This window comes from Enterobacter sp. 120016 (assembly GCF_018383635.1).
Taxonomy (GTDB): Bacteria; Pseudomonadota; Gammaproteobacteria; order Enterobacterales; family Enterobacteriaceae; genus Enterobacter; species Enterobacter asburiae_D.
The window spans coordinates 1-17,073 of sequence record NZ_JAHAWC010000019.1 but is presented as its reverse complement, the minus strand read 5'-3'; the positions used below and the strand labels follow the sequence as shown (position 1 = coordinate 17,073).

The window sequence follows — 17,073 nt, the reverse complement described above, 5'->3', positions numbered from 1 at the left end:
ATATGCTCAGCTCCACCTCGCTTTATGCGGCAATTGATCTCGGTTCGAATAGTTTTCATATGCTGGTTGTGCGCGAGGTGGCGGGAAGCATACAAACGCTGACGCGCATCAAGCGCAAGGTCCGCCTCGCGGCGGGCCTGAGCAGTGACAATCACCTATCACCTGAAGCCATGGAACGTGGCTGGCAGTGTCTGCGACTCTTTGCCGAGCGTCTGCAGGATATCCCGCATGCCCAAATCACCGTGGTCGCCACTGCGACACTCCGCCTGGCGGTTAACGCCGTGGATTTTATTGCCAGAGCGCAGGAAATTCTCGGTTGTCCGGTTCAGGTTATCAGCGGTGAAGAAGAAGCTCGCCTGATTTATCAGGGTGTTGCACACACCACGGGGGGTGACGACCGTCGCCTGGTAGTGGATATTGGCGGTGCCAGTACCGAGCTTGTGACCGGCACCGGCGCGCAGGCAACGTCGCTGTTCAGCCTGTCGATGGGCTGCGTGACCTGGCTTGAGCGCTACTTTACCGATCGAAACCTGGGTAAAGAGAACTTCGACGAGGCAGAAAACGCCGCGCGCGAAGTGTTACGCCCGGTGATGGACGAGCTGCGCTATCACGGCTGGAAAGTCTGCGTGGGTGCCTCGGGTACCGTGCAGGCTCTGCAGGAAATCATGATGGCGCAGGGAATGGACGAGCGGATTACGCTTGCCAAACTTCAGCAGCTGAAACAGCGCGCTATTCAGTGCGGACGCCTGGAAGAGCTGGAAATTGAAGGCCTGACGCTGGAACGCGCGCTGGTCTTCCCGAGCGGGCTGGCCATTCTTATCGCCATTTTCACCGAGTTGAACATCCAGTGTATGACCCTGGCCGGCGGCGCGCTGCGCGAAGGTCTGGTCTACGGGATGTTGCATCTGTCGGTCGATCAGGATATCCGCAGCCGTACCCTGCGCAACGTGCAGCGTCGTTTTCTGGTTGATATCGATCAGGCAGGACGCGTATCGCAGCTGGCGTCACGCTTCGCCGATCGGGTCGCTAACGTCTGGGATCTTGATCATCTGAGCCGGGATTTATTGCTGAGCGCCTGCGCGCTCCATGAAGTCGGGCTGAGTATTGATTTTAAGCAGGCACCGGCTCACGCAGCGTATCTGGTGCGCAACCTTGATTTACCGGGCTATACACCCGCGCAGAAAAAATTGCTGGCAACGCTGCTGCTGAACCAGACCAATGCCGTCGATCTCTCCTCTTTGCATCAGCAAAACGCCGTACCGCCGCGCGTGGCCGAGCATATGTGCCGCCTGCTGCGTCTGGCGATCCTGTTTGCCAGCCGCCGCCGCGATGATTTGCTGCCCGCCATTAATCTGGTGGCCGATGACGAGAAGCTTTCGCTGACGCTGCCGGAGAACTGGATTGATCGTCACCCGTTAGGGGCCGAGATGATCGAGCAGGAGTGCCAGTGGCAGAGCTATGTGCACTGGGTGCTTGAGGTAAAGTAATACGCTGAACCTTGCCGGGTGGCGGCTTCGCCTTACCCGGCCTACAGGTCCCTTCGGACTTATCCTTTCTCTTTGGCTTTTGCCAGCATGGCGCGGATGTTTGCCACGTTAGCCTGCCCCTTGTGCATCCGCTCTTCTGCGGTAATCACTTTACGCTCCTGTTCCCAGATAACGTCATCCTGCGGCAGTTCCAGCAGGAAACGACTCGGCTCCGGGCGTACCAGTTCACCATACTGGCGGCGCTCTTTACACAGCGTGAACGTCAGCTCTTTCTGCGCACGGGTGATCCCCACGTAGGCCAGGCGGCGCTCCTCGTCGACGTTGTCTTCATCAATGCTGCTCTGGTGCGGCAACAATCCCTCTTCCATGCCGACCAGATACACATACGGGAACTCCAGCCCTTTGGACGCATGCAGCGTCATCAGCTGAACCTGATCGGCCTCTTCTTCGCTCTCGCCGCGCTCCATCATGTCGCGCAGGGTAAAGCGGGTGACCACCTGCGTCAGGGTCATTGGCTCGTCGATTTCAGATCCTTCCAGCATTTCGGTCATCCAGCTGAAGAGCTGGTTAACGTTTTTCATGCGCATCTCAGCCGCTTTCGGGCTGGCTGAGGTTTCATAAAGCCAGGACTCATAGTCGATGCCGTGAATGAGATTGCGCACTGCCGCCACCGGCTCGCGCTCCGCGAGACGCTGCACTTCGCCGAGCCAGTGGGTGAAGCGGGTTAACGAGTCATACCCGCGTCCGGTTAACGTCTGGCTCAGCCCCATGTCGAAGCTGGCGGTAAACATACTTTTGTTGCGGGTCATCGCCCACTCGCCGAGCTTTTGCAGCGTCGCCGGGCCAATCTCGCGCTTTGGCGTATTCACGATGCGCAGAAACGCGCTGTCGTCATCCGGGTTAGTGAGCACGCGCAGATAGGCCAGCAGATCTTTGATTTCTGGTCGTGAGAAGAACGACGTGCCGCCCGAGATTTTGTACGGAATGCGGTTCTGCATTAGCATCTTTTCAAAGACGCGCGACTGGTGATTGCCGCGATAGAGGATCGCGTAATCCTTATATTCGGTTTTGTTGACGAAGTGGTGAGCGATGAGCTCGCCCGTCACGCGCTCCGCTTCATGATCCTCATTGTTGGCGCTGAGCACTTTCAGCTCCGTGCCGTAGCCCAGTTCGGAGAAGAGACGCTTCTCAAATACGTGCGGGTTATTGGCAATCAGGATGTTTGCTGCCTTCAGGATACGCCCGGAGGAGCGGTAGTTTTGCTCCAGCTTAATCACCTGCAGGGCGGGGAAATCTTTGCTCAGCAGCACCAGGTTTTGCGGGCGCGCACCGCGCCAGGAGTAAATTGACTGGTCGTCGTCGCCTACCACGGTGAAACGCGCGCGCTGCCCCACCAGCAGCTTCACCAGCTCGTACTGGCTGGTGTTGGTGTCCTGATATTCATCCACCAGCAGGTAGCGGATTTTATTCTGCCAGCGCTCGCGCACCTCTTCATTGCGCTGCAGCAGCAGCGTGGGCAGCAGGATCAGGTCGTCAAAGTCCAGCACGTTGCACGCTTTCATATGCGCATCGTACAGACCGTAGCAGTGGGCGAAGATCCGATCCCGTTCGCCTTTGGCGATCGCCGCGGCCTGGGCCGGCGTCATCAGATCGTTTTTCCAGTTCGAGATCGTCGAGATCAGCTGCTGCAACAGCACTTTATCATCTTCGATCAGCCCCTCGGTGAGCTCTTTGAGCAGCGCCACCTGATCGGTATCATCAAAGAGCGAGAAGTTGGACTTCATTCCCAGCGCCGCATACTCGCGTTTGATGATATCCAGCCCCAGCGTGTGGAAGGTGGAGATCATCAGGCCGCGCGCCTCTTTACGGCCCAGCGTCTGACCGACACGCTCTTTCATCTCGCGCGCCGCTTTATTGGTAAAAGTGACCGCCGCAATGTGTCGCGCCTGATACCCGCAGTTGTGGATCAGATGGGCGATTTTGTTGGTGATCACGCGGGTTTTACCCGAACCGGCCCCTGCCAGCACCAGGCATGGTCCAGTAACGAATTCGACCGCTTGTTGTTGTCCAGGGTTTAAACGCATGGGAGTGTTGCTCAATCTTCGAACGGGGTGTGGATTGTAGCAGAAAGCCGGGCGCAGATTTACCGGCTAATGATAAAGTGGAGAAATCGCGTTTAACCCGTAGAGCAGAACCATGAAAAAGACCGCAGCAGCCCTGCATATTCTGGTAAAAGAAGAGAAACTGGCTCAGGAGATCTTGGCCAAGCTGGAGCGCGGCATCAGCTTTGATCATCTGGCGAAGCGTTACTCTAAATGCCCTTCCGGGCGCAATGGCGGTGATCTCGGCGAGTTTCAACAAGGTGCGATGGTCGTCCCGTTCGATCAGGCGGTCTTTAGCTGCCCGCTTCTGAAGCCCTACGGCCCGGTAAAAACCAAATTTGGCTACCATATCATTAAGGTGCTTTATCGCCGCTGACGCGTGGTATATTGCGCCCCGATTTATTTCAACCTATTCAAGGCACGATCATGGCAAAAACAGCAGCAGCAGTGCACATTCTCGTTAAAGAAGAGAAACTGGCTTTAGATCTTCTGGAGCAGATTAAAAACGGTGCCGACTTCGGCAAGCTGGCTAAGAAGCACTCCATCTGCCCGTCAGGCAAACGCGGCGGCGATCTGGGTGAGTTCCGCCAGGGTCAGATGGTTCCGGCGTTCGATAAAGTGGTGTTCTCCTGCCCGGTGCTGGAGCCAACCGGCCCGCTGCATACCCAGTTCGGTTATCACATTATCAAAGTGCTGTATCGGAAATAAACAGCAAGGCCTTCTCTAAGAGAAGGCCTTTAATGTTTGCACCCTCTCCCCGTGGGAGAGGGTCGGGGTGAGGGCATCAGCCCGCACCTGGTGTTAACCCGCTACCGCGATACGCTTCATATCGGTCATGTAGCCACGCAGTTTGTGGCCCACTTTCTCGATCTGGTGGCTGCGAATCGCTTCGTTCACATCGCGCAGCTGCGCGTTATCCACGGCACCTTCCGCAATCGCTTTGCCCAGATCGCCCGTCTGCAGAGTGGTCATAAACTCTTTCAGCAGCGGTACGCAGGCGTAAGAGAACAGGTAGTTACCGTATTCTGCGGTATCAGAGATCACCACGTTCATTTCGTACAGACGCTTACGGGCGATGGTGTTCGCAATCAGCGGCAGCTCGTGCAGAGATTCGTAGTACGCAGACTCTTCGATGATGCCGGAATCCACCATGGTTTCGAACGCCAGCTCAACGCCTGCTTTCACCATGGCGATCATCAGTACGCCTTTATCGAAGTACTCCTGCTCGCCGATTTTACCTTCATACTGTGGCGCGGTTTCGAATGCGGTTTTACCGGTCTCTTCACGCCAGGTCAGCAGGTTTTTATCGTCGTTCGCCCAGTCCGCCATCATGCCGGAAGAGAATTCGCCGGAGATGATGTCGTCCATATGTTTCTGGAACAGCGGTGCCATGATGGTTTTCAGCTGTTCAGACAGCGCGTAAGCACGCAGTTTTGCCGGGTTGGACAGACGGTCCATCATCAGCGTAATACCGCCCTGCTTCAGCGCTTCGGTGATGGTTTCCCATCCGAACTGAATCAGTTTTTCCGCGTAGGCCGGGTCGGTACCTTCTTCCACCAGCTTGTCGAAGCACAGCAGAGAACCGGCCTGCAGCATACCGCAGAGGATAGTCTGCTCACCCATCAGGTCAGATTTCACTTCGGCAACGAAGGACGATTCCAGAACGCCCGCGCGGTGGCCGCCGGTCGCCGCTGCCCATGCTTTGGCAATCGCCATGCCTTCGCCTTTTGGATCGTTTTCCGGGTGAACTGCGATAAGCGTCGGCACGCCGAAGCCGCGTTTGTACTCTTCGCGTACTTCCGTACCCGGGCACTTCGGTGCCACCATCACTACGGTGATGTCTTTACGGATCTGCTCGCCCACTTCAACGATGTTGAAGCCGTGGGAGTAACCCAGCGCGGCGCCGTCTTTCATCAGCGGCTGTACGGAACGCACAACGTCTGAGTGCTGCTTGTCTGGCGTCAGGTTAACCACCAGATCCGCCTGCGGGATCAGCTCTTCGTAGGTACCCACTTTGAAGCCGTTTTCGGTCGCTTTGCGCCAGGAAGCACGCTTCTCAGCAATCGCTTCTTTACGCAGGGAGTAGGAGATATCCAGACCGGAGTCACGCATATTCAGGCCCTGGTTCAGACCCTGTGCGCCACAGCCGACGATGACCACTTTTTTACCCTGAAGGTAGCTCGCGCCATCGGCAAATTCGTCGCGCGCCATGAAGCGGCATTTGCCCAGCTGCGCCAGCTGCTGGCGCAAGTTCAGTGTATTAAAGTAGTTAGCCATGGGTGATACCTCGTGATGTTGTGTGTCTTATTGTTCGGTTCGCGCTTCAGCGAGAATGTACCCACATTACAACAGGAAATTTATTGCGGAAATTGATATATTCACAACGTCATGTTGCAATTTTTGCAATGTAAAAAGAGGGAGTGGAATCGGTGGATTTACGCGATCTAAAAATGTTCCTGCACCTGGCGGAAAGCCGCCATTTTGGCCGCAGCGCCCGGGCAATGCACGTTAGCCCCTCCACGCTTTCACGCCAGATCCAGCGCCTTGAGGAAGACCTCGGCCAGCCGCTGTTCGTGCGCGACAACCGCACCGTCACCCTCACGGAAGCGGGTGAAGAACTGCGCATTTTTGCCCAGCAGACGCTGTTGCAGTACCAGCAGCTGCGGCACTCGATTGACCAGCAGGGGCCGTCACTCTCCGGCGAGCTGCATATTTTCTGCTCCGTGACCGCCGCCTATAGCCATCTGCCGCCAATTCTGGACCGCTTCCGCGCGGCGCATCCGTCGGTTGAAATTAAGCTCACGACCGGCGACGCCTCCGACGCAATGGAAAAAGTGGTGACGGGCGAAGCGGATCTCGCCATTGCCGGGAAACCTGAAACCCTGCCGGGCGCGGTGGCATTCTCAATGCTGGAGAATCTGGCGGTGGTGCTGATTGCCCCGGCGCTGCCCTGCCCGGTGCGTAACCAGGTGTCGGTGGAAAAACCGGACTGGTCCACGGTACCGTTTATCATGGCCGATCAGGGGCCGGTGCGCCGCCGCATTGAGCTGTGGTTCCGTCGTCAGAAGATCAGCAACCCGTCGATTTACGCCACGGTTAGCGGCCATGAGGCGATGGTGTCGATGGTGGCGCTGGGCTGCGGCGTGGCGCTGCTGCCGGAAGTGGTGCTGGAGAACAGCCCGGAACCGGTGCGCAATCGCGTGATGATTCTGGAACGCAGCGACGAGAAGACGCCGTTTGAGCTTGGCGTGTGCGCACAAAAAAAGCGGCTGCATGAGCCGCTTATTGATGCGTTCTGGCAGATATTGCCGAACCACTAGCCTGCCAGGAAGAAGCGGAAGGCCGGGTTATGGGTTTCGTCGTGACACTCATAGCCCAGCTCGTTCAGCCGCGTTTCGAAATCCGGCTCGTGCTCGCCCAGTTCAAACGCCGCCAGCACGCGGCCGTAGTCGGTGCCGTGGCTGCGGTAGTGGAACAGAGAGATGTTCCAGTGCGTGCCCAGCGTGTGCAGGAACTTGAGCAGCGCGCCCGGCGATTCCGGGAACTCAAAGCTGAACAGACGTTCCCTGAGCGGCTTCGATGGACGCCCGCCGACCATGTAGCGCACGTGCAGCTTCGCCATCTCGTCGTCAGAGAGATCGACCACGCTGTAGCCGCCCTCATGCAGCAGGTTGAGGATCTCTTTGCGCTCCTCCACGCCGCGGCTCAGGCGCACGCCGACAAAAATACAGGCGTCTTTGGCATCGGCAAAACGGTAGTTAAACTCCGTCACCGAACGACCGCCCAGCAGCTGGCAGAACTTCAGGAAACTGCCCTTCTCTTCCGGAATCGTCACCGCCAGCAGCGCTTCCCGCTGTTCTCCCAGCTCGCAGCGCTCGGAAACGTAGCGCAGGCCGTGGAAGTTCACGTTGGCACCAGACAGCACGTGCGCCAGCCGCTCGCCGCGAATGTTGTGCTGCGCGACGTATTTTTTCATCCCCGCCAGCGCCAGCGCGCCGGAAGGTTCCGCCACCGCTCGCACATCCTCGAACAGATCTTTCATCGCCGCGCAGATAGCATCGCTATCAACCGTGACGATATCGTCGAGATATTCCTGGCACAGGCGGAAGGTTTCATCTCCAATGCGCTTCACCGCCACGCCCTCGGCAAACAGCCCGACGCGCGGCAGATCTACCGGATGCCCCGCATCCAGCGCCGCCTTCAGGCAGGCAGAGTCTTCCGCTTCAACGGCGATGACTTTGATCTGCGGCATCAGCTGTTTGATCAGCACCGCCACGCCCGCGGCTAAGCCACCGCCGCCCACCGGGACGAAGACGCGGTCGAGATGGGCATCCTGCTGCAGCAGTTCAAGCGCCAGCGTGCCCTGCCCGGCAATCACCATCGGGTGATCAAACGGCGGCACCCAGGTGAAACCCTGCTGCTGAGCCAGCTCAATCGCTTTGGCTTTTGCTTCGTCGAAGTTAGCCCCGTGGAGCAGCACTTCGCCGCCGAAGCCGCGGACCGCATCGACTTTGATGTCTGCGGTAGCGACCGGCATCACGATCAGCGCCTTCAGCCCCAGACGGGCAGACGAGAACGCAACGCCCTGGGCGTGGTTGCCCGCCGACGCGGTAATCACGCCGCGCGCTTTTTGCTCATCGGTCAGCCCGGCCATCATCGCGTAAGCGCCGCGCAGCTTGAAGCTGTGCACCGGCTGACGGTCTTCGCGCTTGACCAGAATGACGTTGTCGAGGCGCGAAGAGAGTTTTTCCATTTTCTGCAGGGGCGTAACCTGCACGGCTTCATAGACCGGCGCGCGCAGCACCGCTCTCAGGTATTCCGCCCCCTCGGGGGCGGCGGACAAGGGTTGTGACTCGGCCATCATTAGCCCCCCAGTTTAGATTTATCGCGCACCGCGCCTTTATCTGCACTGGTGGCAAGGCTCGCGTAGGCGCGAAGGGCGAAGGAGACTTCACGCTGGCGATCTTTCGGCGTCCAGGCTTTGTCGCCGCGGGCTTCCTGCGCTTCACGACGGGCCGCAATCTCCTGGTCGCTCAGCTTGAGCTGAATGCCGCGATTCGGAATGTCGATTTCGATCAGGTCGCCGTCTTCGATGATGGCGATGTTGCCGCCGCTTGCCGCTTCCGGCGAAACGTGGCCGATAGAGAGGCCGGAGGTGCCGCCGGAGAAACGTCCGTCGGTGATCAGCGCGCAGGCTTTACCGAGCCCCATGGATTTCAGGAAGGTGGTTGGGTAGAGCATCTCCTGCATGCCCGGACCGCCTTTCGGCCCTTCGTAGCGAATAACAACCACGTCGCCTGCCACCACTTTGCCACCGAGGATGGCTTCTACCGCATCGTCCTGGCTTTCGTACACTTTCGCCGGACCGGTGAATTTCAGGATGCTGTCGTCCACGCCTGCGGTTTTCACGATGCAGCCATTTTCCGCAAAGTTACCGTACAGCACGGCCAGACCGCCGTCTTTGCTGTAGGCGTGTTCCAGCGAGCGGATGCAGCCTTCGGCGCGGTCATCGTCCAGGGTATCCCAGCGACAGTCCTGCGAGAACGCCTGGGTGGTACGAATACCGGCAGGGCCGGCGCGGAACATCTTTTTCACCGCGTCGTCTTTGGTCAGCATCACGTCGTACTGGTCCAGCGACTCAGGCAGCGTCAGGCCGAGCACGTTTTTCACTTCACGGTTCAGCAGCCCGGCGCGATCCAGCTCGCCCAGAATGCCCAGCACGCCGCCCGCGCGGTGTACGTCTTCCATATGGTACTTCTGGGTACTCGGCGCGACCTTACACAGCTGCGGCACTTTGCGGGACAGCTTGTCGATGTCGCTCATGGTGAAGTCGATTTCGGCTTCCTGCGCGGCGGCCAGCAGGTGCAGAACGGTGTTGGTGGAGCCGCCCATGGCGATATCCAGCGTCATCGCGTTTTCGAACGCGGCCTTGCTGGCGATGTTGCGCGGCAGCGCGCTGGCGTCGTCCTGCTCGTAGTAGCGTTTGGTCAGCTCAACGATGCGCTTACCGGCGTTGAGGAACAGCTGCTTACGGTCGGCGTGGGTCGCCAGCAGCGAGCCGTTGCCCGGCTGAGAAAGACCCAGCGCTTCGGTCAGGCAGTTCATGGAGTTCGCCGTGAACATCCCGGAACAGGAGCCGCAGGTCGGACACGCGGAGCGTTCCACCTGGTCACTCTGCTCGTCAGAGACTTTCGGGTCCGCGCCCTGGATCATCGCATCAACCAGATCGAGCTTGATGATTTTGTCGGAGAGCTTGGTTTTCCCCGCTTCCATTGGACCACCGGAGACGAAGATCACCGGAATATTCAGGCGCAGGGAGGCCATCAGCATCCCCGGGGTGATTTTATCGCAGTTGGAGATGCAGACCATCGCATCGGCGCAGTGGGCGTTAACCATGTACTCAACCGAGTCGGCGATCAGCTCGCGCGACGGCAGTGAATAGAGCATGCCCCCGTGACCCATCGCGATACCGTCATCCACCGCAATGGTGTTGAACTCTTTCGCCACGCCGCCGGAGGCTTCGATTTGCTCGGCAACCAGTTTGCCGAGATCGCGCAGGTGCACGTGGCCCGGTACGAACTGGGTGAAGGAGTTCACTACGGCGATAATCGGCTTGCCGAAATCGGCGTCGGTCATCCCGGTGGCGCGCCACAGTGCGCGGGCACCCGCCATATTACGGCCGTGGGTGGTGGTGGCTGAACGATACTTAGGCATGCTTTATTTACTCCCGTCTGACTATTTAATGGGACGGTGCGTGCCGTCCCAAATTTATGCTTAGTGATTAACCTGATCCAACCAGCCGTATTTATCTTCTGTTTCGCCGGTGAAGAGGCCAAAGAACGCTTGCTGAATACGTTTGGTGACCGGACCACAGCGGCCTTCGCCCACCTGGATACCGTCTACGCTGCGTACCGGCGTAATTTCAGCCGCGGTACCGGACATAAACACTTCATCGGCCAGATACAGGGATTCGCGGGACAGCACCTGCTCGCGTACTTCGATACCCAGATCTTTCGCCAGCTTGATGATGGCGTCACGGGTGATGCCCGGCAGCGCGGACGAGGTAAACGGCGGCGTGAACAGGATGCCGTCTTTCACTTCAAACAGGTTTTCGCCCGCACCTTCAGAGATGTAGCCGTTCACGTCCAGCGCGATACCTTCCTGATAGCCGTGGCGGCGCGCTTCGCTACCGACCAGCAGGGAAGAAAGGTAGTTACCGCCTGCTTTCGCGGCGGTCGGGATGGTGTTTGGCGCCACGCGGTTCCAGGAAGAGACCATTGCGTCGATCCCCTGCTCCAGGGCTTCGGCACCCAAGTAGGCACCCCATGGGAACGCGGCAATGATCACATCAGTGGTATAGCCGGCTGGCGGGTTCACGCCCATACCGACGTCACCCACGAACACCAGCGGACGAATATAGGCGCTGGTCAGGTTGTTCTTACGGATCACGTCGCGACAGGCTTCCATCAGCTCGTCGACGCTTTGAGAAACCGGGAAACGATAAATTTTGGCTGAGTCATGCAGACGCTGCATGTGTTCGCGATGGCGGAACACCACTGGCCCTTTGTGAGAATCGTAGCAGCGGATGCCTTCAAATACGGAGGTACCGTAGTGCAGCGCGTGGGACATCACGTGGACCTTCGCGTCCTCCCAGCGAACCATCTCACCGTTGAACCAAATGTAATCAGCTTTTTTTGTCGTCATTTTTTCGTCCTGTCACGCTTAAGCGCGGATTTGTTGTGATGTGGTTGTGCTCTGGCAGATGGCAACATGGGCAACGTCTACCAGCTTTGATAACTGACTAAACAGTAAGTCGACCGGCCGAGGGCTGGCAACGGTTAATTCGATACTGATGTTTTGGGCGTCAGTGGCCGTCTCCATATTCATAGAGCAAATCTGAAAACCACGATGACGCACCACGCGCAAAACGCGTTCTAAGGTTTCCGGGTTGAAGCGAGCCTGTACGGCGACCTGATGCTGCATCATGATAATTTCTCCATCATTTGTGAGTTACTGGCACCAGGCGGTACCAACGGCCAGACGTTCTCGAGTTCGTCGATTGAGACATGAAGCAGGTAAGGCCCATCGCTGTTCAGCATGGTGTCGAGCGCCGCTTCAACCTGATCTTTACGGGTGATGTGCTGGCCAGGGATGCCAAAGGCGCTGGCCAGGGTGAGGAAATCGGGGTTATCGGTGAGAGTCGTTTCGCTGTAGCGCTCCTGGAAGAACAGCTGTTGCCACTGGCGAACCATCCCTAAACGCTGGTTGTCGAGCAAGACGATTTTCAGCGGCAACTGCTTACGCTTAACGGTGCCCAGCTCCTGAACGTTCATCATGAAGGAGCCGTCACCGGAGATACAGATAACGGTATCGTTCGGGCGGGCAACCTGTGCGCCAACGGCTGCTGGCAGACCGAAGCCCATCGTCCCTAACCCGCTGGAGGTGATGAAATTTTCCGGGCGGGTGTAGGTCATGTGCTGCGCGGACCACATCTGATGCTGGCCTACGTCGGTGGTGACAACGCTGTCAGCCGGTTTACGGTCGGACAACTGCTTCAACAGCAGCGGCGCGTAGATGGCCTCGCCGGGGTGGTCGTAACGCCAGGCGTGCTCGGCGCGCATGTCTGCGGTGTGCCGACGCCATGCGTTGATATCCAGCGGCTGCTGCAATGCCGGTAACAGCGCGTTGAGACTGCCCTGCAAGGCGACGTGCGCCTGACGCAGCTTGTTCATCTCCGCCGGGTCGATATCCATATGAATGACTTTGGCGTTCGGCGCAAAGGTATTCAGCTTGCCGGTGACGCGGTCGTCAAAACGGGCGCCTACGGCGATGAGCAGATCGCACTCCTGCACCGCCAGGTTTGCCGCTTTGGTGCCGTGCATCCCCAGCATGCCCAGGTAGTATGGGTAATCCGCGTCGACAGCACCGAGACCTTTCAGCGTGCAGGTCGCAGGCATCTGCGTTGTTGCGATAAATTCGCGCAGGGCTGGAACGGCCTGCGCCATGCCGACGCCACCGCCGACGTACAGCATCGGCTGTTTCGCCTGCGCCAGCATCTGACGGGCCTCTTCCACTTCCGCATCCGGAAACGCATCGTCGCTTTCAACGGTGGAGAAGTGCGGCTCCAGATCGCCGAGTGCCACCTGGATATCTTTTGGGATATCGACCAGAACCGGACCAGGACGGCCGGAGCTTGCCACTTCGAACGCTTCTGCCATTACGCGCGGCAGTTCTTCGAGAGACTGGACGAGGAAGCTGTGTTTGGTGCAGGCCAGCGATAAACCGAGGACGTCGACTTCCTGGAAAGCATCGGTACCGATGAACGGAGACGCCACCTGGCCGGTGATGGCGACAACGGGAACGGAATCCAGCAGCGCGTCAGCCAGGCCGGTGATGAGGTTAGTTGCGCCCGGGCCTGAAGTCGCCATACACACGCCGGTTTTGCCCGTGGCACGGGCGTAACCAATAGCTGCCATCGCTGCGCCCTGCTCGTGTCGGCACAAGAGATGTTCCACGCCGCCGTCATACAGTGCATCGTAAATCGGCATAATTGCGCCACCCGGATAACCGAATACTGTTTCGACTCCCTGCGCGCGCAACGCATGTACTACCCACTGTGCCCCATTCATAGTTAGTTCCCCGTCATAAATCGGGAGAAACAGAATTTTGTGCTAGTCATCATTCTCTGCTCCTCATTTACGTTTTTTAGTCATAAAAAAACCCCCGGACCTTTCGGTGCGGGGGTCTTAGTTCGTTAAGGCTTGATTTCTAAGCCTTTCCTCGTCCAAGTGCAGCCCCGCACGGTGGGATAATAATCACCACCACGCTAATCACGACCAGGCTAATCACTCGTAGAAGGGCTGTCATTTTCAGTTCTTTCTGCATCTTGTTCGAAGGAATACCTAAAGAGGTATCACAGAATTCAAAACAAACACAAGATTTATTTATGGCTCATTTGATTAGCCAGCAAATCATATTTCTTAAAATCGTTGTTTTATATGAGGAAAATAGAAAATGAATATTTTTCATTTTTTTACTGCGGTTTTAAGCGTCAAAACGGGGCTTTTTACATTCTGCGAGGAGGCTTCCACGGTTATGCAAGGATTTCATTGTGCGCTTAAAATCTCTGAACAGGCGGCGTAAATTCGCAAAATGACGCTAAACAGACAAAACAGGCGCTGGCATAGTTACCCCAGGAGGTAGTGCAAATGTCACTGTCAGTTGTTTATACGCGTGCGGCTCTCGGGGTAAAGGCACCGCTTATTTCCGTCGAGGTTCATTTGAGTAACGGACTCCCCGGACTCACGCTTGTCGGGTTACCTGAAACGACGGTTAAAGAGGCCAGGGATCGCGTTCGCAGCGCAATAATAAATAGCGGTTATGCCTTCCCCGCGAAGAAGATCACCATCAACCTTGCGCCCGCCGATCTGCCTAAAGAGGGGGGACGATACGATTTACCTATCGCAATTGCCCTTCTCGCGGCTTCTGAGCAGCTTAATACGACACGGCTAGGCTCGTATGAGTTCGTTGGCGAACTCGCGCTTACAGGCGCGTTAAGAGGCGTTCCCGGTGCGATATCGGGAGCGCTGGAAGCCATACGTGCAGGGCGGCAAATCATTGTCGCCAATGAAAACGCATCAGAAGTGAGTCTTATCGCCGAGAAGGGGTGTCTCATCGCGGGGCATTTACAGGAAGTTTGTGCCTGGCTGGAAGGGCGGCATGAACTGTCCGAGCCGGAGGAGTGTGATGATGCTATAGCAGATGCTCCAGAGGATCTCAGCGAGATTATGGGGCAGGAGCAAGGGAAACGGGCGCTGGAGATTACGGCTGCAGGTGGACACAATCTTCTGTTAATTGGTCCGCCGGGTACGGGTAAAACGATGCTGGCAAGCAGGCTGAGTGGGTTGCTGCCACCGCTCAATAATCATGAAGCGCTGGAAAGTGCCGCCATATACAGCCTTATCAGTTCGACGTCGTTGCAAAAACAGTGGCGCCGTCGTCCTTTTCGTTCTCCGCATCATAGCGCTTCACTGACGGCAATGGTCGGCGGAGGGTCTATCCCCGGGCCGGGAGAGATCTCGCTGGCACACAATGGCATTCTGTTTCTTGATGAGCTGCCTGAGTTTGAGCGCCGCGTGCTGGATGCTCTGAGGGAACCCATTGAATCCGGTGAGATACATATCTCACGCACGCGAGCCAAAATAAGCTATCCCGCGCGGTTTCAGCTGGTCGCGGCGATGAACCCCAGCCCGACGGGTCACTACCAGGGCAACCATAACCGCTGTACGCCAGAGCAGACGTTGCGCTATCTGGGTAAGTTATCCGGCCCGTTCCTCGACCGTTTCGATTTATCCCTCGAAATCCCCCTTCCCCCGCCGGGTCTGCTCAGGCAAACGGGTATAACGGGTGAAAGCTCAGCGGATGTACGCGAGCGGGTGATTGCAGCCCAGACGCGGCAGTACGCTCGTCAGAACAGGCTGAATGCGCGGCTGGATAATGCCGGGATCCGGCAATTTTGTTCTCTTAACGTTGAGGATGCGGGATGGCTGGAGGAGACGTTGACGCGGTTCGGGCTGTCTATACGTGCGTGGCAGCGTTTGTTGAAAGTGGCCAGAACCATTGCTGACGTGGAGGGGTGCACTGACATTGAGAGGAAACATTTGCAGGAGGCGCTGAGCTATCGCGCTATCGATCGTTTACTGCTGCATTTGCAGAAATTGCTGGCATAAAAAAAGGGGCCGTAGCCCCTTCTCTTCATTCTAGTCATCAGACTCGGTGTAGTCTTCTGCACCTTCCATCTGCGGCTTGCCGCCAGACAGCGTATGGAAGCGTTTTGGACGCTTAATGCGCGCCATGTACTTGATCCATACACGTTCCGCTTCAGACTCCGGCTCACGCTCACCACGGCAAACAGAAACAAACTGTTTCTCGTCTTCGGTAGCAGGTTCACGCTTCCCCAGATCCAGCTCGTTAAAGGCATAACCATGGCGCTCAAGCAGTTGAGCTTCTTTGATGGTGAAATCGCCGTGACGAGAGAACCCGCGCGGATAATGTTTATTGTCGAAAAAACGATTAGTCGTCGTAAAGCTTTCCGCCATCCTACACGCTCCTAATTCTTTGGCCGAGCTATTTATGGCGCGGAGTATTAGTTACGCTTGACAGAGTGTAAAACAAAACATTTAAATCATAACGACAAATAATTTTGCGGAGAAAGATGTGGATACGGAATTGCTTAAAACTTTCCTTGAAGTGAGCAGAACACGCCACTTTGGGCGAGCAGCTGAAGCCCTTTACCTGACGCAGTCAGCAGTCAGTTTTCGTATTCGACAGCTGGAAAATCAATTGGGTGTGAATCTTTTTACCCGCCATCGTAACAATATTCGCTTAACGCCTGCCGGCGAGAAACTGCTGCCGTACGCAGAAACGCTGATGAATACCTGGCAGGCGGCACGTAAAGAGGTGGCACATACTTCGAGGCATAATGAGTTCTCGATAGGGGCCAGCGCTTCTCTGTGGGAATGCATGCTAAGTCAGTGGCTTACCCGGCTATATCACTCACACGGGCACCTGCAATTTGAGGCCAGGATTGCACAACGGCAGTCGCTGGTTAAGCAACTTCATGAGCGCCAGCTTGATCTTCTGATCACCACCGAAGCACCCAAGATGGACGAATTTAGCAGCCAGATTGTGGGGCAGTTTGGCCTGGCGCTTTACGCCTCTGAACCTTCGATGATGAAGGCAGACCTGACCTATTTACGCCTTGAGTGGGGGCCGGATTTTCAGCAGCATGAGACGGGATTGATTGCACCTGATGATGTTCCGCAGTTAACGACCAGCTCTGCAGAGATCGCCTGTCAGCAGCTGTCCCTGCTGAAAGGTTGTACCTGGTTACCCGTTCGCTGGGCAGACACTAAAGCCGGGCTGCATACCGTGATGGATTCCACCACGCTTACCAGGCCGCTGTATGCGATTTGGCTGCAAAACAGTGATAAGCAATCGCAGATAAAAGATCTGTTAAAAATCAACGTAATGGATTGATACATCAGCCAGCAGAAATGCTGGCTGAAAATTAAGAAGAGCGTTTTCTGCCGTGTTTCAGGCAAAAAAAATCCTTTGCCGAAGCAAAGGATTCTATATGGCAGGGGCGGAGAGACTCGAACTCGCGACACCCGGTTTTGGAGACCGGTGCTCTACCAACTGAGCTACGCCCCTAAAGTTTTTGCCATTAAGCCTGCCAATAAGGCAGGCTTAATGTCTTAATAAGTGGCGGAACGGACGGGACTCGAACCCGCGACCCCCTGCGTGACAGGCAGGTATTCTAACCGACTGAACTACCGCTCCACCGAAGACTGCTTGTAACCACCGGATTTATGCACCGGCTTACTACTTAATTTGATGCCTGGCAGTTCCCTACTCTCACATGGGGAGACCCCACACTACCATCGGCGCTACGGCGTTTCACTTCTGAGTTCGGCATGGGGTCA

At 56.8% G+C, this 17,073-nt stretch carries 16 protein-coding genes, 2 tRNA genes and 1 rRNA gene; 6 read left to right on the top strand and 13 right to left on the bottom strand.

Annotation, left to right across the window (positions count from 1 at the left end; all coding sequences use genetic code 11):
• Positions 1 to 2: 2 nt before the first annotated feature.
• The gene (gene gppA / locus KIF87_RS20065; protein ID WP_047646987.1) at positions 3 to 1,487 is read left to right on the top strand and encodes a guanosine-5'-triphosphate,3'-diphosphate diphosphatase; all 1,485 of its coding nucleotides are present in this window, start codon (positions 3 to 5) and stop codon (positions 1,485 to 1,487) included.
• Between the two features lie 59 nt (positions 1,488 to 1,546).
• Here gppA and rep read toward each other — a convergent pair whose 3' ends face one another.
• Complete coding sequence (gene rep, locus KIF87_RS20060) at positions 1,547 to 3,571, bottom strand: DNA helicase Rep (protein ID WP_213330338.1); 2,025 nt, start codon at positions 3,569 to 3,571, stop codon at positions 1,547 to 1,549.
• Positions 3,572 to 3,683: 112 nt separating this feature from the next.
• On the opposite strand from rep, the gene ppiC (KIF87_RS20055) reads away from it, so the two are divergent.
• The gene (gene ppiC, locus KIF87_RS20055; RefSeq protein ID WP_213330337.1) at positions 3,684 to 3,965 is read left to right on the top strand and encodes a peptidylprolyl isomerase PpiC; all 282 of its coding nucleotides are present in this window, start codon (positions 3,684 to 3,686) and stop codon (positions 3,963 to 3,965) included.
• 50 nt (positions 3,966 to 4,015) lie between these two features.
• A complete protein-coding gene (ppiC, locus tag KIF87_RS20050) occupies positions 4,016 to 4,297 on the top strand; it encodes a peptidylprolyl isomerase PpiC (RefSeq protein WP_023309650.1) in 282 nt (93 codons plus the stop codon).
• 93 nt (positions 4,298 to 4,390) lie between these two features.
• Here ppiC (KIF87_RS20050) and ilvC read toward each other — a convergent pair whose 3' ends face one another.
• On the bottom strand, positions 4,391 to 5,866 hold the full coding sequence (ilvC, locus tag KIF87_RS20045; RefSeq protein ID WP_213330335.1) for a ketol-acid reductoisomerase: 1,476 nt from the start codon (positions 5,864 to 5,866) through the stop codon (positions 4,391 to 4,393).
• A 152-nt stretch (positions 5,867 to 6,018) separates the two neighbouring features.
• Here ilvC and ilvY point away from each other — a divergent pair, with 152 nt between their 5' ends.
• Positions 6,019 to 6,909 carry an HTH-type transcriptional activator IlvY gene (gene ilvY / locus KIF87_RS20040; protein WP_032641403.1) on the top strand — a complete coding sequence of 297 codons (891 nt, stop codon included), beginning with the start codon at positions 6,019 to 6,021 and terminating at the stop codon, positions 6,907 to 6,909.
• Here ilvY and ilvA read toward each other — a convergent pair.
• The 7 genes from ilvA to ilvL all read right to left on the bottom strand — a co-directional run bounded on the left by ilvA (position 6,906) and on the right by ilvL (position 13,456).
• Positions 6,906 to 8,450: a threonine ammonia-lyase, biosynthetic gene (gene ilvA / locus KIF87_RS20035; protein ID WP_155858068.1), complete on the bottom strand. Its 1,545-nt coding sequence runs from the start codon at positions 8,448 to 8,450 to the stop codon at positions 6,906 to 6,908. The genes ilvY and ilvA overlap by 4 nt on opposite strands.
• A gap of 2 nt (positions 8,451 to 8,452) precedes the next feature.
• The gene (ilvD, locus tag KIF87_RS20030; RefSeq protein WP_063145043.1) at positions 8,453 to 10,303 is read right to left on the bottom strand and encodes a dihydroxy-acid dehydratase; all 1,851 of its coding nucleotides are present in this window, start codon (positions 10,301 to 10,303) and stop codon (positions 8,453 to 8,455) included.
• A gap of 60 nt (positions 10,304 to 10,363) precedes the next feature.
• Positions 10,364 to 11,293, bottom strand: a complete 930-nt coding sequence (gene ilvE, locus KIF87_RS20025; protein WP_023309654.1) for a branched-chain-amino-acid transaminase — start codon at positions 11,291 to 11,293, stop codon at positions 10,364 to 10,366.
• Between the two features lie 18 nt (positions 11,294 to 11,311).
• Positions 11,312 to 11,575, bottom strand: a complete 264-nt coding sequence (gene ilvM / locus KIF87_RS20020) for an acetolactate synthase 2 small subunit (RefSeq protein ID WP_003860184.1) — start codon at positions 11,573 to 11,575, stop codon at positions 11,312 to 11,314.
• Complete coding sequence (gene ilvG, locus KIF87_RS20015; protein WP_213330333.1) at positions 11,572 to 13,218, bottom strand: acetolactate synthase 2 catalytic subunit; 1,647 nt, start codon at positions 13,216 to 13,218, stop codon at positions 11,572 to 11,574. Before ilvG ends, ilvM begins: the two co-directional genes overlap by 4 nt.
• A gap of 2 nt (positions 13,219 to 13,220) precedes the next feature.
• A complete protein-coding gene (gene ilvX / locus KIF87_RS20010) occupies positions 13,221 to 13,271 on the bottom strand; it encodes a peptide IlvX (protein WP_211356990.1) in 51 nt (16 codons plus the stop codon).
• 86 nt (positions 13,272 to 13,357) lie between these two features.
• Positions 13,358 to 13,456, bottom strand: coding sequence for an ilv operon leader peptide (ilvL, locus tag KIF87_RS20005; protein WP_001311244.1), 99 nt, complete (start codon positions 13,454 to 13,456; stop codon positions 13,358 to 13,360).
• Positions 13,457 to 13,797: 341 nt separating this feature from the next.
• Here ilvL and KIF87_RS20000 point away from each other — a divergent pair, with 341 nt between their 5' ends.
• Positions 13,798 to 15,318 carry a YifB family Mg chelatase-like AAA ATPase gene (locus KIF87_RS20000; protein WP_159515126.1) on the top strand — a complete coding sequence of 507 codons (1,521 nt, stop codon included), beginning with the start codon at positions 13,798 to 13,800 and terminating at the stop codon, positions 15,316 to 15,318.
• 30 nt (positions 15,319 to 15,348) lie between these two features.
• Here KIF87_RS20000 and KIF87_RS19995 read toward each other — a convergent pair whose 3' ends face one another.
• Positions 15,349 to 15,687 (bottom strand): MaoP family protein, encoded by a 339-nt coding sequence (locus tag KIF87_RS19995; protein ID WP_023309658.1) that lies wholly within the window; start codon positions 15,685 to 15,687, stop codon positions 15,349 to 15,351.
• Between the two features lie 118 nt (positions 15,688 to 15,805).
• Here KIF87_RS19995 and hdfR point away from each other — a divergent pair, with 118 nt between their 5' ends.
• Positions 15,806 to 16,627: an HTH-type transcriptional regulator HdfR gene (gene hdfR / locus KIF87_RS19990; RefSeq protein WP_029739573.1), complete on the top strand. Its 822-nt coding sequence runs from the start codon at positions 15,806 to 15,808 to the stop codon at positions 16,625 to 16,627.
• 98 nt (positions 16,628 to 16,725) lie between these two features.
• On the opposite strand, the gene KIF87_RS19985 is transcribed toward hdfR, so the two are convergent.
• The 3 genes from KIF87_RS19985 to rrf form a co-directional block, all read right to left on the bottom strand.
• Positions 16,726 to 16,801 (bottom strand) — tRNA-Trp (locus KIF87_RS19985).
• A gap of 52 nt (positions 16,802 to 16,853) precedes the next feature.
• Positions 16,854 to 16,930 (bottom strand) — tRNA-Asp (locus KIF87_RS19980).
• A gap of 56 nt (positions 16,931 to 16,986) precedes the next feature.
• Positions 16,987 to 17,073 (bottom strand): 5S ribosomal RNA (gene rrf, locus KIF87_RS19975); the annotation flags it as partial.